This is a genomic window from Rhodococcus sp. NPDC059968 (genome assembly GCF_042738615.1).
GTDB lineage: Bacteria > Actinomycetota > Actinomycetes > Mycobacteriales > Mycobacteriaceae > Rhodococcus_F.
On record NZ_JBHWUE010000139.1, the window covers coordinates 1 to 20,558 of the forward strand.

Here is a 20,558-nt window from a genome sequence, read left to right on the forward strand (position 1 = left end):
GGAGCCGCACGCACCCCGGCGCAGCCGCTGCCCCACGATCACCGGCGCCGCGGTGTCGGTGGTGACCGTCGCGAGCAGCGCGTTCAGCCCGCGGACCCCGGAGTACCCGTATCCGGAGCCCTGCTTGCCGTGACCGTGGACCTCGATGATCGTGTCGTCGATATCGACCAGCACCCGTCCGGTGTCGATCCCCGCCACCACCGGGGTGCGAGCAGCGAGCCCGAGCAGGAATCGGGAGGCGACGGCGTCGAGCTGGCGGACGTGCCCGAAGGTGAACTCGCGGAGGAACGATCCCAGCGTCGACGGGGCGTAGGGGCGGTCGAAGATCGTGCCCATCGCCCCGTGCCGAAGCAACGCCAGGTCGGCGATGCTGTCGGCGCCGGCGACCATCCCGCCGACGAGGGACCCGATCTTGCGGCCGGCGTTGGCGCCTTTGTCGGTCGGCACGCTCAGGTGCTGATCGGCGAGGGTGAGCAGGCCGCTGGCCTGGGCCAATGCCATCATCGGGACCAGGCCGGCGGTCGCCACGAGATTCGGGTCGTCGAACCTGGCGGCAGCGACGGGCCGGGTGTGAGATAGTTGCATCCGCGAGATGTCCTTCTGTGTGGCTGAATCTGACCCTAGAGAAGTCTTATTCTTCCACTACGGCAGGGCATTTCGCCCTTATGACACTCTCAGGCGCTCATCCGAATCGGTGTTTCCAGGCTAAGGGAATCTGATTGCCAGCCACGCGCCGATGTCGGCGGCGGCGAGGCTGGCACCGGTGGGTGCGCCGTCGCGGATCGGGCCGCCGAAGTGGGTGCCGGCAACGCGGATGTGGGTTTTGTCCGTCGCCCCGAGTGCATCGCACATCGTCTTGGCGTCGTCGGGGAAGCAGGCTTGGTCTCCGGTGAGTTCGACGAACAGTGTCGGTGTGGTCACCGTGGGGGCGCAGCGCAGGAAGTCGGCGTTGCTGCTGAGCCCGGACCAGGTCGACAACCAGGCATCCGGTGTGGCGAGCCGTCCGAAGCCGACGAGTCCGTAGTTGGTCAGGTCCGGCCTTCGGCCGAACAGTGAACCGTAGGGGCGTTCGTTCGGGTTCAGCGATAGATCGGTGAAACGTAGGTCCGCGTCGGTGCGGTAGACGGTGAGGACGCGGGGCGCGAGGGCGGCGCGGCGATCCGCTGGATCGGCGGTGCTCCTGTACCGGCGGCGCGCGTCGGAAGCTTCGTCGACGCGTCGCCGGGCGATGGCGTCGAGGCGGGCGACGCGGTCGCGCTGCGCTTGGCGGTAGCGGGTGATGAATTCCGGAGGGTAGGACGAACTGTGGGGCGGCTCGGCGAATCCGTTGGCGGGATCGAACGGGTTCAGGTCCGGATCTGTTGAGAGCGGGTCGGACTCGTCGACGACCGACGGGTCGATCAGCCGCAGCAGGAGTGCACCTTGACCGGGGTGCGGCGCCATGAATATCGCCGCGTCGGGCCGGGGCATCTCGGCCCCGGCCAGGTCGATGGCTCGGCCTGCGGGAGTATGAGTCAACCGCTCCCCCGATGGCAAACCGGCTTGCTGGTGGTAAAAGGCGTAGAGAGTCCCGCCTCCGGAGTGGCCGAGGGTGACGACGTGGTCGAAACCCTTCTCCCGCAGAAAGACTTGCCCGGCCGCGGCATCGAGCAGGGCCTGCTCGTGCACGAGGACGATGTCATTGTTGACCGATCGGGTGCCCTGCGTCCACACCGCGTACCCGCGGGCGAGCAGTTCGGGCACCAGCACGTGGTGGGTCAGATCCTGGCGCGGGTGCATCAGCGCGACGACGGTCTGCGCTCCGGGGACTACCCGCAGGACACCGGAGACCTTCGCTCCGTCGGCGGTGGCGAGTTCGTGTACCGATGTGACGGTGGTATCGGGGGCCTGGGCGGCGTCGATATACCGTCCGGCGCCCAGCCGCTGGGTGCTCTCGCTCATTTCGGCTCGACTCGCATGGCGTTCTTGTCCCACTGCGTGATTCGGGACTGCGCCAATCCGGCGACGCTGCTGTACCAGACCGCGTGACGGCAGCCGGTGGCGCGGCGATCGATGACGATGTCGGAGTCCGACCGGATCCGGAAGTAGGGTCCGACGTGGTCGACGGAGACCGCCGGGTCGCGACCGGCCACCTCGGCAACGGCCGTGTTCTCGGGGACGTCGAGGACGAATAGTGTGGTCATCGGGCCGCCATCTCCTTCGCTTCCTGCTGCTGTTCGTGCTGCCAGGCCGCTGCCCGTTCGGTGATCAGTTCGGCTTTGCGGGTGAGCAGCGCGGCCATGCTGGGGTCCGGGCCCGTCACGACGTCGACGAGGGCGTCGATGGTGAGGCTGGCGTCGAGGTCTTCCTGCGGGGTGACCGGGCGCAGCGCCCGGGTAATTTCGATCATGTAGCCGTTGGGGTCGTGGGTGTAGATCGACTCGATCGTCTCGTGCTGGATCTGCATCTCCACCGGCCACGTGCTGTGGTCCAAGCGTCGCCGGTATTCCATCAGGTCGTCTTCACTGTCTACGTGGATGGCCAGATGGCGGGAGCGGATGAAGAAGATGGGTACGTCCTCGGCGAAGCGGGAGTACGAGTCGCCCTGCGGGCCGCCGTCGAACGGTTCGAGGCCGAAATAGTAGAAGAAGGCCAATCGGTCGTCGTTGCCGATATCGAAGAAGAAGTGGATGAAGTCGGGGTGCTTTTCCGGGCCCCAGCCGGCCGCGCAGATCGAGTGCACGACCGGGAACCCGAGAACGTCGCGGTAGAACTTGACGGTGCCTGCGGGATCGAATGTCGGGTAGGCGACGTGGTCGACGCCCTTGACCGTGTGTTTCAGTTCAGACATGGTGGACTCCAATGGGTTCGGCGCTACTGAAGGGCGGCGGCCGGGGCGTCGGCGCGCAGCAGGCCACCGGCTCCGGGGATGTGGACCGGAAGGTCGAGCGCGCGCAGCAGGCTGTAGGCGCCGGCGGTGGCGGCCGAGAGGACGGGTAGCCCGAACTCGTCTTCGGCCACTTGGACGAGGTCGAGTGAGGGCATCTGCACGCACGCGGAGATCACCAGCGCGTCGGCTCCGGTGCGGTCGAGCGATCGGGCGGCGTCCATGACCCGGTGGCCGGGGATGCAGCCGACCTCCGCGTTGTCTGCAACCTCGAGGGCTCGCCAGTCCGATACCTGAATTCCTTCGGCCTCGATGTAGGCGACGACCTGCTCGGCGAGGGGACGCATGTAGGGGGTGACCAGGACGATCCGTTCGGCATGGATGGCGTGGAGGGCTTCGACGAGTGCGCCCGCGCTCGAACGGATCGCCGCTTCCGAACCGCCGGTGGCCAGTTGCTCCGCAATCAGCCCCTCCACCCGCTGATGTTCTCCGGGCCCCACCGACATCAGGGCGACAAGACACGCGTAGAGGATGGCGTCGACCCCGGCATCACCGAGTTCGAGGATGCAACGCTCCCGTTGTGCGTTCATCGCCCGTAGCTGTTCCGGGGACACGGACTGCATCCGCATCCGACTCGCGTGAAACGAGAACTGTGCGTCCGCATGCCGGTTGAGCAGTGCCGGCATTTCCGTCTCGACCGTCACATTCGAACTCGGTACGACGAGCCCGATGCGATGAATGCCCATGATGTGGCCTTTCTGATGTGGAGTCGGACGTAGATTTACGCCTACGGCGAGTATTCGACGCCGATGATGATTCGTCAAGACCCCCGGTGCCGAACCATGAGTTCGCCGCGATTCCCTTGCGTTCGTGACGGCGCTCACAGTCGCCCCTTGACATGTCATCATTCACGTCGAATACTCGACACAGACGTAAGGAGTGTTCGAGGATGACCTCACACCGCCCTCAGAATTCCCCCCAGGCACAAAGGAGCGCAGCACCAATGGCATATGTGATCGGAGTGGACGTCGGTGGCACGTTCACAGACGCGGTTTTGGACGACGATGCCGGCACTGTTCTCGCTGCGAAGGCCCCCTCGACGCCGCCGGACTACTCCCGCGGCGTGATCGATGTCCTCGAGGCACTCGCCGAGCAATTGGGCTGCCCCATCGAGCAAATGCTGGCGAACACCCACCACATCGCGCACGGCACCACGTCGTCGCTCAACGCGCTCGTCATGGGCAACGTGCCCCCGGTCGGATTCCTGACCACCAAGGGCCACCGCGACTCCATCTACATCATGAACGTCGAGGGTCGATACCTGGGTGGCTCGCCGGAACAACTGCAAAATGTCATGGGGCAGAGCAAATCACACGGACTGATACCGAAGAAGCATGCTCTGGAAGTGACCGAACGACTCGACCGCGACGGCAACGTCGTCGTCGCACTCGACGAAGAATCCGCTCGTGCGGCCATTTGCACACTCCTCGCCGACGGAATCACCGCGATCGCGGTCTCACTGCTGTGGTCGTTCCGCAACCCGGCGCACGAACAACGCATCCGCGACATCGTCCACGAGATCGACCCGACGGTGTTCGTCTCACTGTCGAGTGAGGTGAGCCCACGCATCCGCGAGTTCGCCCGCAACGCGACCACCATCATGAGCACTCAGATCGGGCCCGGGCTGCGCGACTACCTCGGGTCGCTGGAGTCGAAGCTGCGGGAACGCAAACTCGCCGGACCCCTGTTGGTGATGCAGAGCAACGGCGGCGCCGTCGCCGCCGCCGAGGCACCGAAGAACGCGATCAGCACCGTCGGATCGGTGCTGACAGGTGGCGTAGTGGGTGCGGTGTCCCTCGGCAAGCAACTCGGCCACGGCAACATCATTGCCACCGACGTGGGCGGCACCACCTTCCTCGTCGGTCTCGTCGTCGACGGTGAGCCCGTCCGGGCGTCCAGCACGATCATCAACCACCACCCGATCAATGTCCCCACCCTCGAGGTGCACGCCATCGGATCCGGCGGCGGAGCCATCGCCTGGGTCGATCCCGGCGGCAATCTGCAGATCGGCCCCCACAGCGCCCAGGCCGTACCCGGTCCGGCCTGCTACGGACAGGGCGGAACCGAACCAACCAACGCCGACGCGAACCTGGTTCTCGGGATCCTGCCCGAACGCGGGCTCCTCGGCGGGCGTAAGCCGCTGGACAGGGACCTCGCGCGGGAAGCGATCCGCACCAAGATCGCCGAACCCCTCGGGCTGTCGATCGAAGACGCGGCCGCGGCCATCTACGCGGTACAGAACGCCCAGACCGGTGACCTACTGCGCAAGACCGTAGTCGAGGCGGGACACGACCCCCGCGAGTTCGTGCTCTACGCGTTCGGCGGTGCCGGCCCAGCCCACTGCGCCGCCTACGCCCGAGAGGTCGGCGTCAAGGAAGTCATCGTCCCGCTCGGCCAGGTGGCCTCGGCGTTCTCCGCTTACGGATTGGCCTCGTCCAACATCGTCCTCGCCGCTGAACTGTCCGACCCGGCCGCCATGCCGCTCGATCCTGCCCGGGCCGAGCGCAACTTCGCCCAACTCGAGTCCCAGGTTCTCGAGCAACTCAACCGGCAGGGGTTGACATTCACCGGAGTGGAGATCGAACGTGAGATCGACATGCGCTACACCATGCAACTCGCGGAGGTAGCGACGGCGGTGCCTGCCGGCAGCCTCGACGCCGCCGGTATCCACGCCGCGTCGGACCTCTTCGAGCAGCGGTACGCCGAACTCTACGGAAAAGACAGCGGCTTCCGTGAGGCCGGAATCCAGGCCATCACCTACCGCGTACGGGCCACCGGCCTTCTGCCGTTCTCCCCTACGCTGCCAGAGGTCAAGTCCGCGGATTCCGCCGATCCCTCACCGGCACATGTCGGAACCCGAAAAGTGTGCCTGAACGGCAGGATCGGCTACGTCGACACCGACGTCTACGACTACAGCAAACTGCTCGCCGGACACGTCCTGCACGGGCCGGCAATCATCGAAGTACCCACGACCACTGTCGTCGTTCCCCACGACACCACCGGCACCGTCGACCGCCTCGGCAATCTCACCATCGTCGCCCAGTAGGAGCACCGAAGATGACCATGCAAATCCCCGGCTCCGAAATCTTCTCGAGCCGACCGATCGACCCCGACGCACTCGCTCGATCGCTGCCACCGACGCTGGAAGTCCACACCGTCACCCAGGAGCAGATCGACAACCTCGACCCACTGACCTACGAAGTCATCCGACACCGGCTGTGGTCGGTCACCGACGAAATGGGGGAAGCGCTCAAACGGATGTCCGGCTCCCCCATCGTCACCGACGCCAACGACTTCGACTTCGCGATCAGCGACGAAATCGGCCAGGAAGTGCAGGTCGGCCTGTACAACACCATGCTCGTCGGTGCCGTCGACCTCGCCATCTACTGGACCCTCCAGCACCGCGCGACGAACCCGGGCATCACCGAGGGCGACATGTTCCTGTGCAACGACCCCTGGGTCGGCGGCGGACTGCACCAGAGCGACGTGATCGTGTACCAACCAATCTTCCACGAGGGCAAGCTCTTCGCCTGGACGAGCGCCATCTGCCACGAACCCGACCTCGGCGGATCCGGGCTCGGTTCGTTCGACCCCGCCGCCCAGGACGTGTTCTCCGAGTCGCTGCCGACGCCCCCCATCAAGGTGGTCCGCGACTACGAACTGCAACGCGATGTCTCCGACGCCTGGGTGCGGCGCTCGCGGGTGCCGATGCTCGTCGGACTCGATCTGCGCGCGAAGATCGGCGCCAACACCGTCGGCCGCAACCGACTGCTCGCAGTGATCGAGCAGTACGGCGCCGACACCGTCAAAGCCGTGATGAAGCGGATGATGGCCGACGCCGAAGGACGCCTGCGGGGCAAGCTCACCTCGCTGCCCGACGGCACCTGGAAGGCCACCGGCTACCAGGATCAGTCACACACCGGCGATCGGGGAATCCACAAGATCACCGTGGCCATGACCAAGACCGCCGATCACCTCACCTTCGACTTCACCGGCACCGACCCACAGACCGGCGTCATCAACTGCACCTACGCCGGGATGCGCGGCGGCGTCATGCTCGCCCTGCTTCCGATCCTCGCCGGGGATATCCCCTGGTCTGCCGGTGGACTGATGCGCTGCTTCGATCTGGTCTCCGAAGAAGGCACGATCAACAATGCCACCTTCCCCGCAGCGGTCAGCCGCGGGCCGATCGGACCCGCCTGGCTCACGGGCACCCTGATTGCCGAATGCCTGTCGCAGATGCTCGACCGGTCGGTCGATCTCGGCACGAGTGTGCAGGCCGCATGCTGCGGCACGTGGGATACCGCCGTGATCGCCGGCCTCGACGAGCGCCCCGAACAGTCGGTGCCGTTCCTCAACATCATGATGGAGCCGATGGCCGGCGGCTACGGGGCACGCCCCACCGCCGACGGCATGGACACCGGTGGCCTCTTCTGCATCCCGATGGGGCGCATCCCGGACACCGAGATGACCGAATTCCTCTACCCGCTGCTCACGCTGTGGCGCCGCGAGGAACCCGACTCCGGCGGACCCGGACGCCAGCGCGGTGGTGTCAGCGCCTCCATCGCCATCACCCCTTACGGCACCAGCCTGCCGATGGGCCTGGTACTCGCGTCGGCGGGCAAGGCCATCGCCCAGAACAACGGTCTCGCAGGCGGATACCCCGGTAACACCGGCGTCGAGGTCCTCGCCCGCGGCACCGACATCGTCGAACAGTTCGCTGCCGGCCGTATCCCCGACGCCCTGAACGATCTCGGCGGCGAGCGTGAGCTCGGAGCCTGCTACGCCGAGAGCTACGTGGCACCCGGTGAGGTGCTGTACATGCACTGGCAGGGCGGCGGCGGCTACGGTGATCCGTTGCTGCGCGACCCGGCCGCCGTGGCAGCCGACTTCCGCGAAGGCAAGGTCACCGAAAACGGTGCCGAGACCGTCTACGGAGTCGTCCTCTCCGGCGGAGACGCCGATGAGATCCGGACGTCGGATCGGCGGGACGAGATGCGCACGGAGCGCCGAGACCGCTCCGGGGCTACGCGATCCGACGCCCCTGTGCTCGACCTGACCGGCGCTCGCAGACTCGACGACAACCTGGCAGAAGTCACGATCGGAGGCACCCGCGCGATCGCCTGCGCCCAATGCGGACGTCTTCTCGGAGACGACAAGAACAACGCCACACTCGACCTCGCCCGGTTCGAAGGTCCCTCCTCGACCGCTGGACCACAGGTGACCTCAGATCCACGCGAGTACGTCGACGCCCCCGTCGTGTTCCGGCAGCTGTGCTGCCCCGGCTGCTGGACCGCCATCTACTCCGGCATCGTCCCCGCCGATCACCCCGATCACGCCCTCGACATGGCGCGTCTCCTTCCCGCGGTAGCGGAGCGATGATGTCCGCAGAACCCGTGACGACACTGGAACCAGGGGGACGGCGGTGACCTTCTCGAATTGGGGCGGACGCCTCATCACGTTCCCCGAGGACCGGGCCAGGCACTACCGCGAAAGCTTGATGTGGAGCGACGATCCTACCGGGCGGCGACTACACCACATCGCTACCCGGTTCCCGGATCGAATTGCGGTGATCAGCGCGGAGGGCTCGGTGACCTTCGCCGAACTGGATCGTCGGACCGACCAGATCGCGGCCGGGCTGGTCCGACTCGGGCTCAGCCGACTCGATCCGGTCATCTTCCAGCTGACCAATCGCCTGGAGACCGTCCTTGCCTGGTACGGCTGCCTCAAAGCCGGGCTGGTCCCCATCGCTACCCTGGCCGCGCACCGCATGCACGAGATCGGGCACGTCAGCCGGAAAGTCGGTGCGGTGGTGCACATCGTCGAGGCCCACACCGCGGGATTCGATCTCGTCGAGTTTGCACGCGAACACGCCGCCGGGCATCCCAGTGTCCGGCACATCATCAGTGTCGGCGACGAGGCGGGCAACAACCGGCCAGGCGTGAGCCGGCTGGAAGACCTCGGTCTCGAGACCGATCCCGGTGCAGCGCGTGCGATGGTCGAACAGATCGAGGCGCAGACCGATCCACTCGACGTCGTCGCGTTCCAGCTTTCCGGTGGTACCACCGGTGTTCCCAAGGTCATTCCGCGCATCCATGCCGAATACTGGAACAACGCCCTGTTCTACGCACAGCGGCTCGGCTGGGACGAACACAGTCGCGTGGCACACCTGATACCGATCATTCACAACGCCGGAATCTCGTGCGGGCTGCACGCGGCGCACTCCGTCGGCGCCTGCCTGGTCCTGGCCACCGCTGACGCTCCCAGGGCGTTCGAGTTGATGGCACGGACGGAGGCGACCGAAGTCCTCATCGGGCACGGCCACTATCAGGCAGTTCTGACCCCGGACTTCGACAAGGCCCGCGCATTTCTCAGGCGTGTCGTGCTGTCGGGCGCCAAGGTTCCACCCGAACTGTTCGAACGCGTCGATGACGGTGCGGGGCATTGGGCCGGCCAGCTGTTCGGCATGTCCGAAGGGCTGCTCACGGTGACCCCGCTCGATTCCCCCACGCACGCTCGCCTGACGACCGTCGGAACCCCGATCGTGTCCGACGACGAAATTCGCATCCTCGAGCCGGGGACCGAGAACGAACTCCCGGACGGCGGCGTCGGAGAACTGTGCTGCCGCGGCCCGTACACGATCCCCGGCTACTTCGATGCCCCAGAGCACAACGTGGATGCCTTCACCTCCGACGGCTTCTACCGCACCGGTGACCTTGCCGCATTCACCGTCATCGACGGCACGCGGTACCTGTCGATCGAGGGCCGAATCAAGGACCTCATCAACAGGGGCGGGGAGAAGATCAACGCGGAGGAACTCGAACTACTCCTGCTCGAGCACCCTCACATCGCCAACGCGGCGGTAGTCGCCATGCCCGATCCCCGACTCGGGGAGAAGACCTGCGCATATCTGGTGGCCACCGACGAAGAGCCGGTGTCGATGGAGGCCATTCAAGAGCATCTAGCTCTGCTCGGCGTCGCCAAGTTCAAGTGGCCCGAACGGCTCGAATGGGTGGCGTCCTTGCCACACACCACTGTGAACAAGATCGACAAGAAGCGGTTGCGTGCCGAGATAGCGGCGAAGCTGCTCGCCGAAGGCGACGCACGCGGCGTGGTCGTGTAGAACCACCCGTCAACCGGTTCCGTTCTATATCAACACCTTCGGGGCAGGTCCACACGGGCATGCCCCGAAGAGGATACCTGGATTCCACAGATGCGAATCAGCATCACATTGACTGTTCGACATGAACGTAGAATACTCGACTTAAACGTCACACAGACTGGAGTTTTGCCATGAATCTCGCGCGAGTCACAGTTCTCGGAGGTGGACCCGGCGGTCTCTATGCCGCAAGACTGCTCAAACTCAGCCATCCGGACGCCGAGGTGACGGTGTACGAACAGAGCGCCCCGGACAAAACATTCGGATTCGGCGTCGGCCTCGCGTCCCGCACACAACGCAATCTTCGCGAGGCCGATTCGGCGTCGCTCGACGCCATCGTTGCCGCGGCACACCCGCACGACATGTCGATGCAGGTCGGCGAGCACATCGCCCGCCTACCGAACGGCGACCTCCTCGCGATCGCGCGCACATCCCTGCTCGAAGTACTGCAACAGGAAGCCCGACAGGCCGGCGTCCGACTGCATTTCGGCGAACGCCGAGACATCGCCGACCTCGACGCGGACCTGATCATCGCGGCCGACGGCATCAACAGCGGGACACGCACACAGTTCGCAGACCGCTTCGATCCACATATCGATACCGGCACCGGCCTGTACCTCTGGTGCGGAACCGATTTCGCTCTTCCGAGTGCAATTTTCGTACCGGTCACCACCGAGTACGGCACGTTCGTCGCGCACGCTTACCCGTACGCGCCGGACCGCAGCACCTTCCTCATCGAAACCGACGAGGAGACCTGGCGGCGGGCAGGATTCGACGTATCCACCGAGCAGACAGCGCCGCTCGACAGCGACGAAACGTCACTGAGGTACCTGCAAGAAGCGTTCGCCGACACGCTTCAGCACCACCCGCTGATCGGCAACCGCACCCGCTGGATGCGCTTTCGAACCATCTCGTGTGGGCACTGGCACAGCGGCAATGTCGTACTACTCGGCGACGCCGCCCACACCGCGCACTACTCCATCGGCTCGGGCACCAAGCTCGCCATGGAAGACGCCATCGCGCTCGACCACGCACTCACCACCTCCCCGAACATCGAGGAAGCGCTCGCGCACTACGAACGAACTCGCCGCCCCGCCGTCGAATACCTCCAGCACATCGCGCACCGCAGCGAACTCTGGTGGGAGTCCTTCCCACAGAGGATGAACCTACCGGTCGAACAGCTGCTGATCGCCTACATGACCCGCGCCGGAAAGGTCAGTCTCAGCCGATTCCACGACACCGCGCCCACGCTCGTGCGGAAGGGCCTGGCGAGCTACGCGGACCTTCCGGCCGACGCGATCCCCGACACAGACATCACGGACTGGACAATCGGGCAACCACTCGACCACGGTGAGTGCCGATTCGAGCACCGGGTCGCACCGGCGGACCTGCGTGACGCCACCACCACAACAGTGCTCGGCATCGACTTCGACTCCGCCTGGGGCCCGGAGGCCACCGCACTCATCGAGACCGCACCAACCGCGCAAACTCTCTGGCTCACCGGCCCATCCACCCGCTCTTCGCTGCTCAGCCGACTCGATTTCGCCGAACGTCTCGGGCACCACACAGACGCAGTCGTCGTCGTCGAGGCCCCCACTTCCTGCCGCGCGGATGTTGCGGCAGGTTTGGCCAGCGTGCGCATGCACCTCGCGTTCTTCAGTGATCCGGCGACATCGGACGCTGATCCGACGCTTTCGGGGTCACGGGTCTCGGCATGAGTACGCGACCCGTGACCAGCGCCCGTTATCCTTCGGACATGACAAGCGAGGAGGCCGCGAACGAGCGCCGACCCCGAGGCCGGGGCAAATCCCGTTCCACCGATCAGGCTGCGACCGAGAGCGCGGGCATCCGCAGCAACCCTCGCCGTGAGCTGGTGGAAAAGCAGATCATCGAGCAAGCCACTCGACTGTTTGCCGAACGAGGGTTCGCGAGCACCACGCTGCAGGACATCGCCGACGCAACCGGTCTGACACGGCCGGCCCTCTATCACTACGTGGCCAACAAGGACGAGCTCCTCTCCCGCCTGGTCAGCGAGAGCACCGAGACACCGGCCGCGTTGCTACATACCATCAACGAGCGCACCGATCTGGGTCCGACAGAAAAGCTCCGCGAGATGGCCACCGCCATCGCACTACATCAGGCGCAGGCTCCAGATCGATTCCGGTTGATCATCCGATCGGAAGCCGAACTACCCGAAGACATCTCACGCAACTACGAGCAGAGCCGACGACACGTGCTCAAGGAATTCATCCACGCCATCGAAGACGGTATCCGCACCGGCGAGATGCGACCGGTCGACCCGCGAACCGCAGCTCTGGCCGTCATCGGCATGCTCAACTGGATCGCCTGGTGGCATCAGCCGGGAAACGCCGACGACGACCGAGTGATCGCCACTCAACTCGCGGACATGGCAGTGCGCTCGTTGGTCCATCAGGACCCACAGTCGGCAACCCCGGAAGGTCCCGCACGAGCGATCGCCATGATCCGCCAGGACCTGAACTACCTCGAACGGCTGCTCGACGAATCACCACACCCCGACTGACCGCGCTCGGCAGCAACGGCCCTGATCTCGACGGATCTCACCCGCGGCGCAGCGCCAGCACAGGGATCGTCCGGATGCCTGCAGTCTTCTCCGCGTACTCGGCAAAGCCGGGATACCGGCTCCCCTGCTCGGCGTAGATCCGATCCCGATGGTCACCGGTCACCTCGACGACGGTCACCGCGTACTGCTCGGTGCCACGTTCGATCTCTGCTTCGCCTGCGGTGACGAGGTTGTAGTACCAGTCGGGATTGGTCGGGGCACCGGCCTTGGAAGCGAAGACGTAGATCGTGTCCGGATCTTGCTCATCGAGTAGATACATCATCGGGCTCACGCGATCGCGTCCGGTCTTACGGCCCCGGTGGTGAACCAGCACCACCGGGGCGCCCTCGAATGGGCCACCCACTCGGCCCTGATTTGCCCGGAATTCGGCAATGATGTTCGCGTTCCAGTCGTTGGGGGTGCTCATCCTGGGAATTCTCCTAGCCCGGCGCGGAAACGGGCGGCATTTCCGGTCGACGTTGTCGTCTCGTGTCGCACTATCTCCCGTGCTGACTACGACGGCGACCATTGCGGCACCTACAATCCAAGGCCATGCAATGCAGGCGTCAGTCGCCCACCAGGCCCCGATGGGTTTCTGTTGACCCCTCGATCGGCCGTATCCAGACCGACAGAATCAATCCTGCTTGGGCACCCAGTGGTCGGTTACGAGCTCGAAACTCTGTTTGAGCTCCCCATACGCCGCTCGTTGGGCCTCCTCGCCCTCGCCGTACCGCCGAACAGCCATCTCATGGGCCGTCGCGAAGGCCTCCTGCACCTCCTTCGACGATCGCCGCAGTGTCTGTGGGAGCTCGGTTCGGTTCACCGCTCCACTCCTTCTCGGTCGTGGCCGTGATGTCGTACCACTCGATTGTCCGCCCGGTACCACCGCGGCGGTACCGGGTTGACCGGGTTTTCCTATGCCGGCCACGGGACGGCCCGGGCTCGGCACCGCCGGCACCTATGCGCCCGCGGGCAACGACTACGCAGCGAACCCGCTACCCACAATCACACGCATCGAAGCAGTCTCCACGGTGGCCTGCGACGGCGCAGACCCGGGAAACACCTGGCACCGGGCACCGGTATGGGTCACAATGACCTCGAGAAACATGCAGCAACGCCAAATTCATTCTCGCCGAAGGGAAGTCCGCACCGGAGGAGACTCGATGCCCGTTTCGCCACACACATTGTTACAGCACGTCCAGGATCGCACCACCGACCTACGCCGATGGTTGGATACCGGCGACAACACTGCCGCCCTGACGGCGTATCTACGCGACGAACCCGTCGACCACCGGTGGCTCACCACCTACAAACGACTCACGCACGACCTGCTGAGGGCGGTCGACCACGCCTGTCCGCCCAGGGCCCCGCACGAAACACCGACGCCGAGCGTCGGCCATCAGCCGGACCGTCGATGAACAACGACCAACGCCAGGCGCTCGAGCACGTACGCGACACCTGCGCCATGCTGCACAGCTTCCTGACCACCCACCCGAGCGACCGACCCCCCGAACGGGTCCGATCCGCCACCTTCGAGCAGCTCACCGACGATCTCCTCGACGCCGTTACCGCAGCACAGAACGCCGGCGTCCCCGAACAACGCATCTTCGACAGCATGTGACAGCCGTCTGCTGACCAGTCCGTGGCCGAAGCCCTTCCCTGGATCGGCTCTTCGCTGATCGGAGTTCGGCGCTCTAGCTGGTGCCGGGCGCGGAATATGCATCGCCGGGCGCGATTCCGGCTCGTATTCCGATTGCGCCCGCCTCCCCCCGGTTGGCGACGTCGAGTTTCTTGAGAACGCCGGCGACGTGAAACTTGATCGTGCTCTGACTGATACCGAGTTCCTCGGCGATGGCGCGGTTGCGTTTGCCGACCGCGAGGTGCGCGAGGACTTCGAGCTCGCGGGGATTCAGCGTGGACAGAAGATGCTCGTCGGGACGGGCGGCGGGCGGGTCCAACGGGATGGTCAGCGTCACCCGACTCCCCCATCCGGCGATGGACTCGACGTCGATCCGGCCGCGCAAGGTGTGCAGGCGTCCGGCCAGTTGCCGGGTCAGCGCGTTGCGGTCGATGGCGCCGGGCCCCTGGTCGCGAACCTCGATCAGCACGTTGTCACCGTCGCAGTCCCACGCGATCCGCATTCGGGTCAGCACCGGTTGGGCGGTGAAGGCCAGCACGATGGCGCGGACCATCGCTCGCGCCGCGTGCGCAACCTCGCCGGGGAGCGGACGGCCGTCGGCCGGCGGGTCGACATAGTCGACTTCGACCTCCCGAGGCCGCAAGAGAGGTCTTAGTTCGCCCTGCAGCCTGGCGAATGCCGTGGTGACCGCTTCCTCGGACAGGGCACGATCGGCGGCACCCGCCGACCGCAGCGCGATCAGTGCGGCCGATGCCGTCTCGCTCGCCGTGATGCGCGACCGCCGATCGTCGAGGTCGTTCGAGCGCAGGGTTCCGAGGATCGACGACAGGGTCGCCTCGTGCACCTCCGTCAGTTCGGCGATGGTGCGGGCGCGTTCACTCGACGCGGCCCGTGACTCGGCGAGGTAGTCGGGGCTGGCCTGTGCCACCTGTTGCTGGATGGAGGTCGCGACGATCCCGAACATCGCCGCGACCTCATCGGAGTCGGGTGCGCCCGTCTGAGATGGTCGCGGGACCAGGACGAGCAGGGTGTCGCCGGAGTCGCGGACCGCCCAGACTCGGCGGCGTCCACCTCCCAGTGAACGGATTCCGGCGAAGACGCCACCGGGTTCGATGGATTGTTTGATCTCGTCGAGTTCGTCGATGGTCACCCGGTCGACGATCTCACGGTTTCCGGCAACTTTTCGGGGGCGTCCGGTGCATTCACGGGTGAAGATCACCAGGGCATCGTGCGACCACCATTGGCCCAGGAACCGGGAGAAGCGGGTTGCGATGTCCGGGAGCGGTCCCGTGATCACCTTCCGCATCTCCACCCAGGCGTCGACCTGCAACCGAACAGAGTCCTCCGCGCTTACCACGCATCCACAGTATGGCCGGTAGCCGCGAGAAGGCACTGGCCAACCGGCCAGCCCGAACTCCCCGACCGGCCGGGTGCCGCAGCGCACCGGGGTCGGCAGCCTTGGGATCAGACCAGAACGGCTATCACCGAGGAGGACCATGACCGTCACCGTCGAACAGACACGCACACGGTTCAGTGACGGGCGCCGCATCGTGCTCGACGAGAACGAGCGTCTACTCAATTCCGTTGCCGCCGAGACGTGGGACCGCGCCGGCGCCCTGATCACGTCCGCTCGCGCGGTGTTCGTGATCGGCAACGGGCGCAGTGGCCTGGCCGTTCAGATGGCCGCGATGCGACTGATGCACCTCGGCCTGCGCGTGCACGTGGCGGGCGAGGTCACCGCCCCCGCCATCGGCGGCGGCGATCTGCTGATCGCCGTCTCCGGGTCCGGCACCACCGCCTCGGTGGTCGGCGCCGCCGACACCGCGAACAAGGTGGGCGCCTCGGTGCTGGCGGTCACCACTGCCTCGGACTCGCCGCTCGCCCGGCGCGCCGACGAGGTCCTGGTCCTGCCGGCGGCCGACAAGCAGGACCACAGCGCAGCCATCACCCGCCAGTACGCGGGCAGCCTGTTCGAACAGTCCGTGCTCCTCGCCTTCGACGCACTGTTCCAGGCGTTGTGGCACAGCGTCGATCAGACCGCCGAGCGGCTGTGGGAACGCCACGCCAACATCGGCTGACCCGACACACCCGCTAAACCCCCGAAGATAAATAACCAGGAGAAACACATGACGAAGCTGCAGGTTGCAGTCGACCTTCTCACCACCGCCGACGCGCTGGCCCTGACCAACAAGGTGGCCCCGTACGTCGACATCATCGAACTCGGCACCCCGCTGATCAAGAGCGCCGGCCTCAGCGCCATCAGCGCGATCAAGGCCGCGCACCCGGACAAGGAGGTCTTCGCCGACCTCAAGACCGCCGACGCCGGCTTCCTCGAGGCCGACCTGGCCTTCTCTGCCGGCGCGGACCTGGTCACCGTCCTCGGCGCCGCCGGCGATGCCACCATCAAGGGTGCCGTCGAGGCAGGCAAGAAGCACGGCAAGAAGGTCGTCGCCGACCTGATCGGCGTCGAGAACCGCGTCGAGCGCGCCCGCGAGATCGCCAAGCTCGGTGTCGCGTTCGTCGAGATCCACGCCGGCCTCGACGAGCAGGCCCAGCCCGGCTACTCCATCCAGACCCTCCTCGACGACGGCAAGATCGCCGGTGTCCCGTTCTCGATCGCCGGCGGCGTGAAGGTCGACACCATCGCCGCAGTCCGTGACGCCGGTGCCGACGTCGCCGTCGCCGGTGGCGCCATCTACAGCGCCGAGGACCCCGCCGCGGCCGCGAAGGCGCTCAAGGAAGCTCTCACCAAGTAGCACACCATCGCTGACAGTGAAGGCCCTGAACACCACCAGTTCAGGGCCTTCCGTTTTGCACCCCCGCAGTTCGGCTGAGTGACGTCCCACTGACCAGTCGATTTCACTTGCGGCGAAGAAGGGCCCGCAAACACGGGATGCGCCCACATTCCGGTCCCGGTGCAGACAATCGAATGGGGTTCTCCGCCGGCAATAGATGGCGGAGAACCCCGTGAATGGTTGTGGCTGGTTACGTGGCGGTCGGTTCGAAGTGAAGGATCTGCACTCCCCCGGTGGCGAAGTTGGGTACATCACCCTTAGCGGCCGCACCCTCAGGGGACGCGAGAGCCGCAAACATCTCGTCTGCGGAATCGAAATCCGCCTCGAAGATCGCGACGAACGGTGTGGCTCCCTCGGCTGCCGCAATGTCTACCGTGTGGCGGATCGCGCGGACGCCGGGGAGCTTGCGCGCAATCGGCAGGTGGGTGTCCTGGTAATACGTGCGGAAGGCGTCGGGGTTGGCAGGTCGGCCGTAGAGGACCATCAGGGTGTGCATTGTGCTCCCTTTCTCGTGACAGTGGTCAGGGTTGGACAGGATCGAGGGCGAAGTCGTGGTGCGCCGTCGCGCATCCCGTCCGGGTTGGTTCGAACATCGAGGAGGAGTTCGGGTTTGGTTGCGGTGGCGACATCGTCGTCCGCCCGCGAAATGCCGGGCGGTGTCCGCCTGGTCTGCGGCCAGGATTTTCACCGTGAACAGGGCCCCAGAGGGACACATCCTGCTCGGTCACGGTCGATCCTCGGGCACCGGGTTCCGAGCAGGATCCCACTGGACCAGCAGGCGCTCAGGACCGCGGAAGGACGTGTTCGGCGAGTATGTCCACTCCTGACCCTCCACCAGATTCAGGTGCGGAAGCCGCTTCGTAGCCTCCTCGAGCATCACTCGCATCTCCATCCGGGCCAGAGCCTGCCCCAGGCAGAGGTGGATACCCCATCCGAACGCCACATGCTCGTCGGCGTTCTCGCGGGTGATATCGAAACGGTCGCCGTCGTCGAACCTGGCGTCGTCGTGATTGGCGGATCCGGTGAGCACGAGGATACGTTCACCGGCGGCGATGTCGAAGCCACCGATCGTCACCGGGCAGGTGGTCACTCGCCGCCAGGCCGGAACCGAGGACGCAAAGCGCAGGATCTCCTCGACGGCGTTCGGAATGAGCGAGGGATTGTTGCAGAGCAACTCCCACTGATCACGGTGCTCGAGCAGCACCTTGAAACCGTTCGCGGTCGCGTTCGTCGTGGTCTCATGGGAGGCGTAGAGGTGGCTCTGCATGATCGAGGCAAGGTACGTCTTGTCCCAAACCTCGTCGTTACCGGCCTTCTGCCATGCCTTGATCGCATTGCTCATGTAGTCGTCGCCGGGATTCTCGATCAACCGCTCGACGTGTTCGCGGGCGTACTCGAGGTAGGCGGCGAACTCGCCCGCCAACTCCACCTGCTGCTCGTCGGTCGGGCGCCCCCAGATCCACAGCGCGAAGCGGGACGCGTAGCCGCGGGCGCGTTCGACCTCTGCCTCCGGCACCCCCATCAGCACGAACGCCGTCAGGGCCGGTACCTGGAATGTCATGTCCGCGACCATGTCTGCATTGCCGGTCTTGACCATCGCGTCGAGGCAGTCGCCGACGAAGCGGCGGGTTATCGGTTCGATCTCGGCAACCCTGTCATCGGTGACGCCCTTGCGCAGCACGCGGCGCCGCTTCGTGTGCAGCGGCGCGTCCTCGTCGACGAGCATCGTCGAGGGCACGAAGTCGACGGCTGCGAGTTTCTCCATCGCGGCCGGGCAGGGCGGTTTGATCAGCTCACCGGCGGCGGTGGCACTGTACGACCCGGTGTCCCTGAAGATGGCGACGACATCTTCATATCGGCTCACCACCCAGTACCCGATCTCGGGGCTGTAGAAGACCGGTTCCTCGTTGCGGGCGCGGGTGAATACGGCGTACGGATCCTGCAGGTATTTCTCGTCGAACGGATTGAACTCCGCCGCGAACCGGCTCACCGGGCACTTGCCCGGCGACGTTGCCGAACCATGCGGCGCGGAGGTGGTTTCAGTCATGTCGATTCTCCTATGAGTGGACGGGTGTGGTGGCACGCCGGGCTGCGACGAACCAACGAACGTTTATCCTGTGTGTCTCGTCAGAGATCGAGGACGAGGCGTCCGGAACGGGCGCGTGAGCAGCAGATCATCATTACGTCGCTTTCGGCCTGCTCGTCCTCGTCGAGGATCTGATCGCGATGGTCGACTTCGCCCTCGAAGACCGTTGTCTCACAGGAGCCGCAGACACCTTCGGCGCAACTGTTCGGCGCCTTGATGCCACAGGCGAGGACGGCGTCGAGGATGGTCTGGTCGGGTGCGACGGTCAGAGTCTTGCCCGACCTCGTGAGTTCGACTTCGAAAGCCACTTCGGCGTCGGGGTCGAGCACGACAGCGGTTCCGGAGAAGTGTTCGACATGAAGCTGTTTCGCCATGCCGAGCTCAGCACAGCGGGCAGTGACCGCGTCGAGGAGGCGTTGCGGTCCGCAGCTGTAAATGTGCACTCCGGGACCGAGGTGCGCTCCGAGAAGGTCGTCGACGTTCATGCGGGCGCCTTCGCCGGACACGCACAACTGAACATTGTCCTGATCGCCGAGTTGGTCGGCGAAGGCCATATTCGTGCGGGACCGGCCGGCGTAGATCAGCCGATGTGGGCGTTGCTGTGAAGTGGCGGCTCCCATCATCGGAAGTATCGGCGTGATACCGATACCGCCGGCGATGAACAGATACTCCTCGGCGGACTCGAGTGGAAAATTGTTCCGCGGATGCGATGTGGTGAGCGCTGCACCCTTGTTGATCTCGTCGTGGATGTATTGCGATCCACCCCGGCTGTTCGGATCGCGCAGAATTGCGACCTCGTAACGAGATCGATCACCGGGGTCGCTGTGCAGCGAATACTGCCTGACCATGTCGCCGGGCAGGTGAATGTCGATGTGCGCGCCTGCTTCCCATTCGGGAAGGTCGTCTCCAGCGCTATCGATCAAACTCAGCGTGAGCACGTCGTCACATTCACGGCGGACCTCGTCCACGATCAAGTGCAGAACTGGCGTCGAATCGGATGCGACGGTGGACATAAGAGCCTCCATGGCTTGGGAAGCGGGAAAAGCCTCTAACAGAGCGACTTTCAGTTCAGGGACGGAGGCGGTCACTACCGATACCAGTTGTGTTCGGCCTCACTTACGAAGGTACGAAGTTGCGTGTGCCATATCTATCCCCTCAGCGCCGCGGACTGTCCACGCAGCGACAGCGATGCGCGCCGGAGTTGATGGCGCGGTGGCGGTCTCGTCCAATGTGATGACCATCTACGCAGATCGACGCGGGCCGGAACCCCGATGTCCGCTGCCCGCGCGGGGCGCGGTCCTCGGGGTGGGATTTCGATTTGGGTCAGGTTGTCTGCGGGAAGGCCCCGCACGACGCCTGGCGGGGGGCAAAT

The 20,558-nt window shown here is 65.4% G+C and carries 19 protein-coding genes and 1 pseudogene; 9 read left to right on the top strand and 11 right to left on the bottom strand.

The window, feature by feature from the left end; all coding sequences use genetic code 11:
- From ACFWAY_RS48575 to ACFWAY_RS48595, 5 genes and pseudogenes are all read right to left on the bottom strand, one after another.
- Positions 1-585: pseudogene (locus ACFWAY_RS48575) on the bottom strand (IS1380 family transposase); the annotation flags it as partial.
- A 120-nt stretch (positions 586-705) separates the two neighbouring features.
- On the bottom strand, positions 706-1,941 hold the full coding sequence (locus tag ACFWAY_RS48580) for an alpha/beta hydrolase (RefSeq protein WP_378515795.1): 1,236 nt from the start codon (positions 1,939-1,941) through the stop codon (positions 706-708).
- Positions 1,938-2,183 carry a hypothetical protein gene (locus ACFWAY_RS48585; protein WP_378457502.1) on the bottom strand — a complete coding sequence of 82 codons (246 nt, stop codon included), beginning with the start codon at positions 2,181-2,183 and terminating at the stop codon, positions 1,938-1,940. The genes ACFWAY_RS48580 and ACFWAY_RS48585 overlap by 4 nt, the downstream gene beginning before the upstream one ends.
- Positions 2,180-2,830: a VOC family protein gene (locus ACFWAY_RS48590; RefSeq protein ID WP_378457501.1), complete on the bottom strand. Its 651-nt coding sequence runs from the start codon at positions 2,828-2,830 to the stop codon at positions 2,180-2,182. Before ACFWAY_RS48590 ends, ACFWAY_RS48585 begins: the two co-directional genes overlap by 4 nt.
- Positions 2,831-2,853: 23 nt before the next feature.
- Positions 2,854-3,612: a maleate cis-trans isomerase gene (locus tag ACFWAY_RS48595; protein ID WP_378515796.1), complete on the bottom strand. Its 759-nt coding sequence runs from the start codon at positions 3,610-3,612 to the stop codon at positions 2,854-2,856.
- 257 nt (positions 3,613-3,869) lie between these two features.
- On the opposite strand from ACFWAY_RS48595, the gene ACFWAY_RS48600 reads away from it, so the two are divergent.
- The 5 genes from ACFWAY_RS48600 to ACFWAY_RS48620 all read left to right on the top strand — a co-directional run bounded on the left by ACFWAY_RS48600 (position 3,870) and on the right by ACFWAY_RS48620 (position 12,627).
- The gene (locus ACFWAY_RS48600; RefSeq protein ID WP_378515797.1) at positions 3,870-5,972 is read left to right on the top strand and encodes a hydantoinase/oxoprolinase family protein; all 2,103 of its coding nucleotides are present in this window, start codon (positions 3,870-3,872) and stop codon (positions 5,970-5,972) included.
- 11 nt (positions 5,973-5,983) lie between these two features.
- Positions 5,984-8,308 (top strand): hydantoinase B/oxoprolinase family protein, encoded by a 2,325-nt coding sequence (locus ACFWAY_RS48605; protein ID WP_378515798.1) that lies wholly within the window; start codon positions 5,984-5,986, stop codon positions 8,306-8,308.
- Positions 8,309-8,351: 43 nt separating this feature from the next.
- Entirely contained in the window at positions 8,352-10,049 is a 1,698-nt protein-coding gene (locus ACFWAY_RS48610; RefSeq protein ID WP_378515799.1) for a (2,3-dihydroxybenzoyl)adenylate synthase, read from the top strand.
- Between the two features lie 170 nt (positions 10,050-10,219).
- Positions 10,220-11,803, top strand: a complete 1,584-nt coding sequence (locus ACFWAY_RS48615) for an FAD-dependent monooxygenase (protein WP_378515800.1) — start codon at positions 10,220-10,222, stop codon at positions 11,801-11,803.
- A gap of 38 nt (positions 11,804-11,841) precedes the next feature.
- Positions 11,842-12,627 carry a TetR/AcrR family transcriptional regulator gene (locus ACFWAY_RS48620; protein ID WP_378457495.1) on the top strand — a complete coding sequence of 262 codons (786 nt, stop codon included), beginning with the start codon at positions 11,842-11,844 and terminating at the stop codon, positions 12,625-12,627.
- A gap of 37 nt (positions 12,628-12,664) precedes the next feature.
- Here the strand turns inward: ACFWAY_RS48620 and ACFWAY_RS48625 are convergent, their stop codons facing one another.
- The gene (locus tag ACFWAY_RS48625; protein WP_378457494.1) at positions 12,665-13,093 is read right to left on the bottom strand and encodes a nitroreductase/quinone reductase family protein; all 429 of its coding nucleotides are present in this window, start codon (positions 13,091-13,093) and stop codon (positions 12,665-12,667) included.
- 207 nt (positions 13,094-13,300) lie between these two features.
- The gene (locus ACFWAY_RS48630; RefSeq protein ID WP_378457493.1) at positions 13,301-13,489 is read right to left on the bottom strand and encodes a ChaB family protein; all 189 of its coding nucleotides are present in this window, start codon (positions 13,487-13,489) and stop codon (positions 13,301-13,303) included.
- Positions 13,490-13,829: 340 nt separating this feature from the next.
- Here ACFWAY_RS48630 and ACFWAY_RS48635 point away from each other — a divergent pair, with 340 nt between their 5' ends.
- Both ACFWAY_RS48635 and ACFWAY_RS48640 read left to right on the top strand, forming a co-directional pair.
- A complete protein-coding gene (locus ACFWAY_RS48635) occupies positions 13,830-14,084 on the top strand; it encodes a hypothetical protein (RefSeq protein WP_378457492.1) in 255 nt (84 codons plus the stop codon).
- Positions 14,081-14,287, top strand: coding sequence for a hypothetical protein (locus ACFWAY_RS48640; protein ID WP_378457491.1), 207 nt, complete (start codon positions 14,081-14,083; stop codon positions 14,285-14,287). The genes ACFWAY_RS48635 and ACFWAY_RS48640 overlap by 4 nt, the downstream gene beginning before the upstream one ends.
- A gap of 73 nt (positions 14,288-14,360) precedes the next feature.
- Here ACFWAY_RS48640 and ACFWAY_RS48645 read toward each other — a convergent pair whose 3' ends face one another.
- Positions 14,361-15,611 (bottom strand): LuxR C-terminal-related transcriptional regulator, encoded by a 1,251-nt coding sequence (locus tag ACFWAY_RS48645; protein ID WP_378515802.1) that lies wholly within the window; start codon positions 15,609-15,611, stop codon positions 14,361-14,363.
- A gap of 190 nt (positions 15,612-15,801) precedes the next feature.
- Between ACFWAY_RS48645 and hxlB the strand changes: the two genes are divergently transcribed.
- Positions 15,802-16,383, top strand: coding sequence for a 6-phospho-3-hexuloisomerase (gene hxlB, locus ACFWAY_RS48650; protein WP_378457490.1), 582 nt, complete (start codon positions 15,802-15,804; stop codon positions 16,381-16,383).
- A 48-nt stretch (positions 16,384-16,431) separates the two neighbouring features.
- Positions 16,432-17,061 (top strand): 3-hexulose-6-phosphate synthase, encoded by a 630-nt coding sequence (gene hxlA, locus ACFWAY_RS48655; RefSeq protein WP_378457489.1) that lies wholly within the window; start codon positions 16,432-16,434, stop codon positions 17,059-17,061.
- 229 nt (positions 17,062-17,290) lie between these two features.
- Here the strand turns inward: hxlA and ACFWAY_RS48660 are convergent, their stop codons facing one another.
- From ACFWAY_RS48660 to ACFWAY_RS48670, 3 genes are all read right to left on the bottom strand, one after another.
- Complete coding sequence (locus ACFWAY_RS48660; protein WP_378457488.1) at positions 17,291-17,596, bottom strand: EthD family reductase; 306 nt, start codon at positions 17,594-17,596, stop codon at positions 17,291-17,293.
- 228 nt (positions 17,597-17,824) lie between these two features.
- On the bottom strand, positions 17,825-19,147 hold the full coding sequence (locus ACFWAY_RS48665) for a cytochrome P450 (RefSeq protein WP_378457487.1): 1,323 nt from the start codon (positions 19,145-19,147) through the stop codon (positions 17,825-17,827).
- 80 nt (positions 19,148-19,227) lie between these two features.
- Positions 19,228-20,199 carry a PDR/VanB family oxidoreductase gene (locus ACFWAY_RS48670; RefSeq protein ID WP_378515801.1) on the bottom strand — a complete coding sequence of 324 codons (972 nt, stop codon included), beginning with the start codon at positions 20,197-20,199 and terminating at the stop codon, positions 19,228-19,230.
- Positions 20,200-20,558: the final 359 nt, after the last annotated feature.

What these genes read in the sequence shown, in the direction of transcription:
- ACFWAY_RS48580 (WP_378515795.1), bottom strand. Translation starts at nt 1,941, where the DNA reads ATGAGCGAGAGCACCCAGCGGCTGGGCGCCGGACGGTATATCGACGCC.
- ACFWAY_RS48585 (WP_378457502.1), bottom strand. Translation starts at nt 2,183, where the DNA reads ATGACCACACTATTCGTCCTCGACGTCCCCGAGAACACGGCCGTTGCC.
- ACFWAY_RS48590 (WP_378457501.1), bottom strand. Translation starts at nt 2,830, where the DNA reads ATGTCTGAACTGAAACACACGGTCAAGGGCGTCGACCACGTCGCCTAC.
- ACFWAY_RS48595 (WP_378515796.1), bottom strand. Translation starts at nt 3,612, where the DNA reads ATGGGCATTCATCGCATCGGGCTCGTCGTACCGAGTTCGAATGTGACG.
- ACFWAY_RS48600 (WP_378515797.1), top strand. Translation starts at nt 3,870, where the DNA reads ATGGCATATGTGATCGGAGTGGACGTCGGTGGCACGTTCACAGACGCG.
- ACFWAY_RS48605 (WP_378515798.1), top strand. Translation starts at nt 5,984, where the DNA reads ATGACCATGCAAATCCCCGGCTCCGAAATCTTCTCGAGCCGACCGATC.
- ACFWAY_RS48615 (WP_378515800.1), top strand. Translation starts at nt 10,220, where the DNA reads ATGAATCTCGCGCGAGTCACAGTTCTCGGAGGTGGACCCGGCGGTCTC.
- ACFWAY_RS48620 (WP_378457495.1), top strand. Translation starts at nt 11,842, where the DNA reads ATGACAAGCGAGGAGGCCGCGAACGAGCGCCGACCCCGAGGCCGGGGC.
- ACFWAY_RS48625 (WP_378457494.1), bottom strand. Translation starts at nt 13,093, where the DNA reads ATGAGCACCCCCAACGACTGGAACGCGAACATCATTGCCGAATTCCGG.
- ACFWAY_RS48635 (WP_378457492.1), top strand. Translation starts at nt 13,830, where the DNA reads ATGCCCGTTTCGCCACACACATTGTTACAGCACGTCCAGGATCGCACC.
- ACFWAY_RS48640 (WP_378457491.1), top strand. Translation starts at nt 14,081, where the DNA reads ATGAACAACGACCAACGCCAGGCGCTCGAGCACGTACGCGACACCTGC.
- ACFWAY_RS48645 (WP_378515802.1), bottom strand. Translation starts at nt 15,611, where the DNA reads ATGCGGAAGGTGATCACGGGACCGCTCCCGGACATCGCAACCCGCTTC.
- hxlB (WP_378457490.1), top strand. Translation starts at nt 15,802, where the DNA reads ATGACCGTCACCGTCGAACAGACACGCACACGGTTCAGTGACGGGCGC.
- hxlA (WP_378457489.1), top strand. Translation starts at nt 16,432, where the DNA reads ATGACGAAGCTGCAGGTTGCAGTCGACCTTCTCACCACCGCCGACGCG.
- ACFWAY_RS48660 (WP_378457488.1), bottom strand. Translation starts at nt 17,596, where the DNA reads ATGCACACCCTGATGGTCCTCTACGGCCGACCTGCCAACCCCGACGCC.
- ACFWAY_RS48665 (WP_378457487.1), bottom strand. Translation starts at nt 19,147, where the DNA reads ATGACTGAAACCACCTCCGCGCCGCATGGTTCGGCAACGTCGCCGGGC.
- ACFWAY_RS48670 (WP_378515801.1), bottom strand. Translation starts at nt 20,199, where the DNA reads ATGTCCACCGTCGCATCCGATTCGACGCCAGTTCTGCACTTGATCGTG.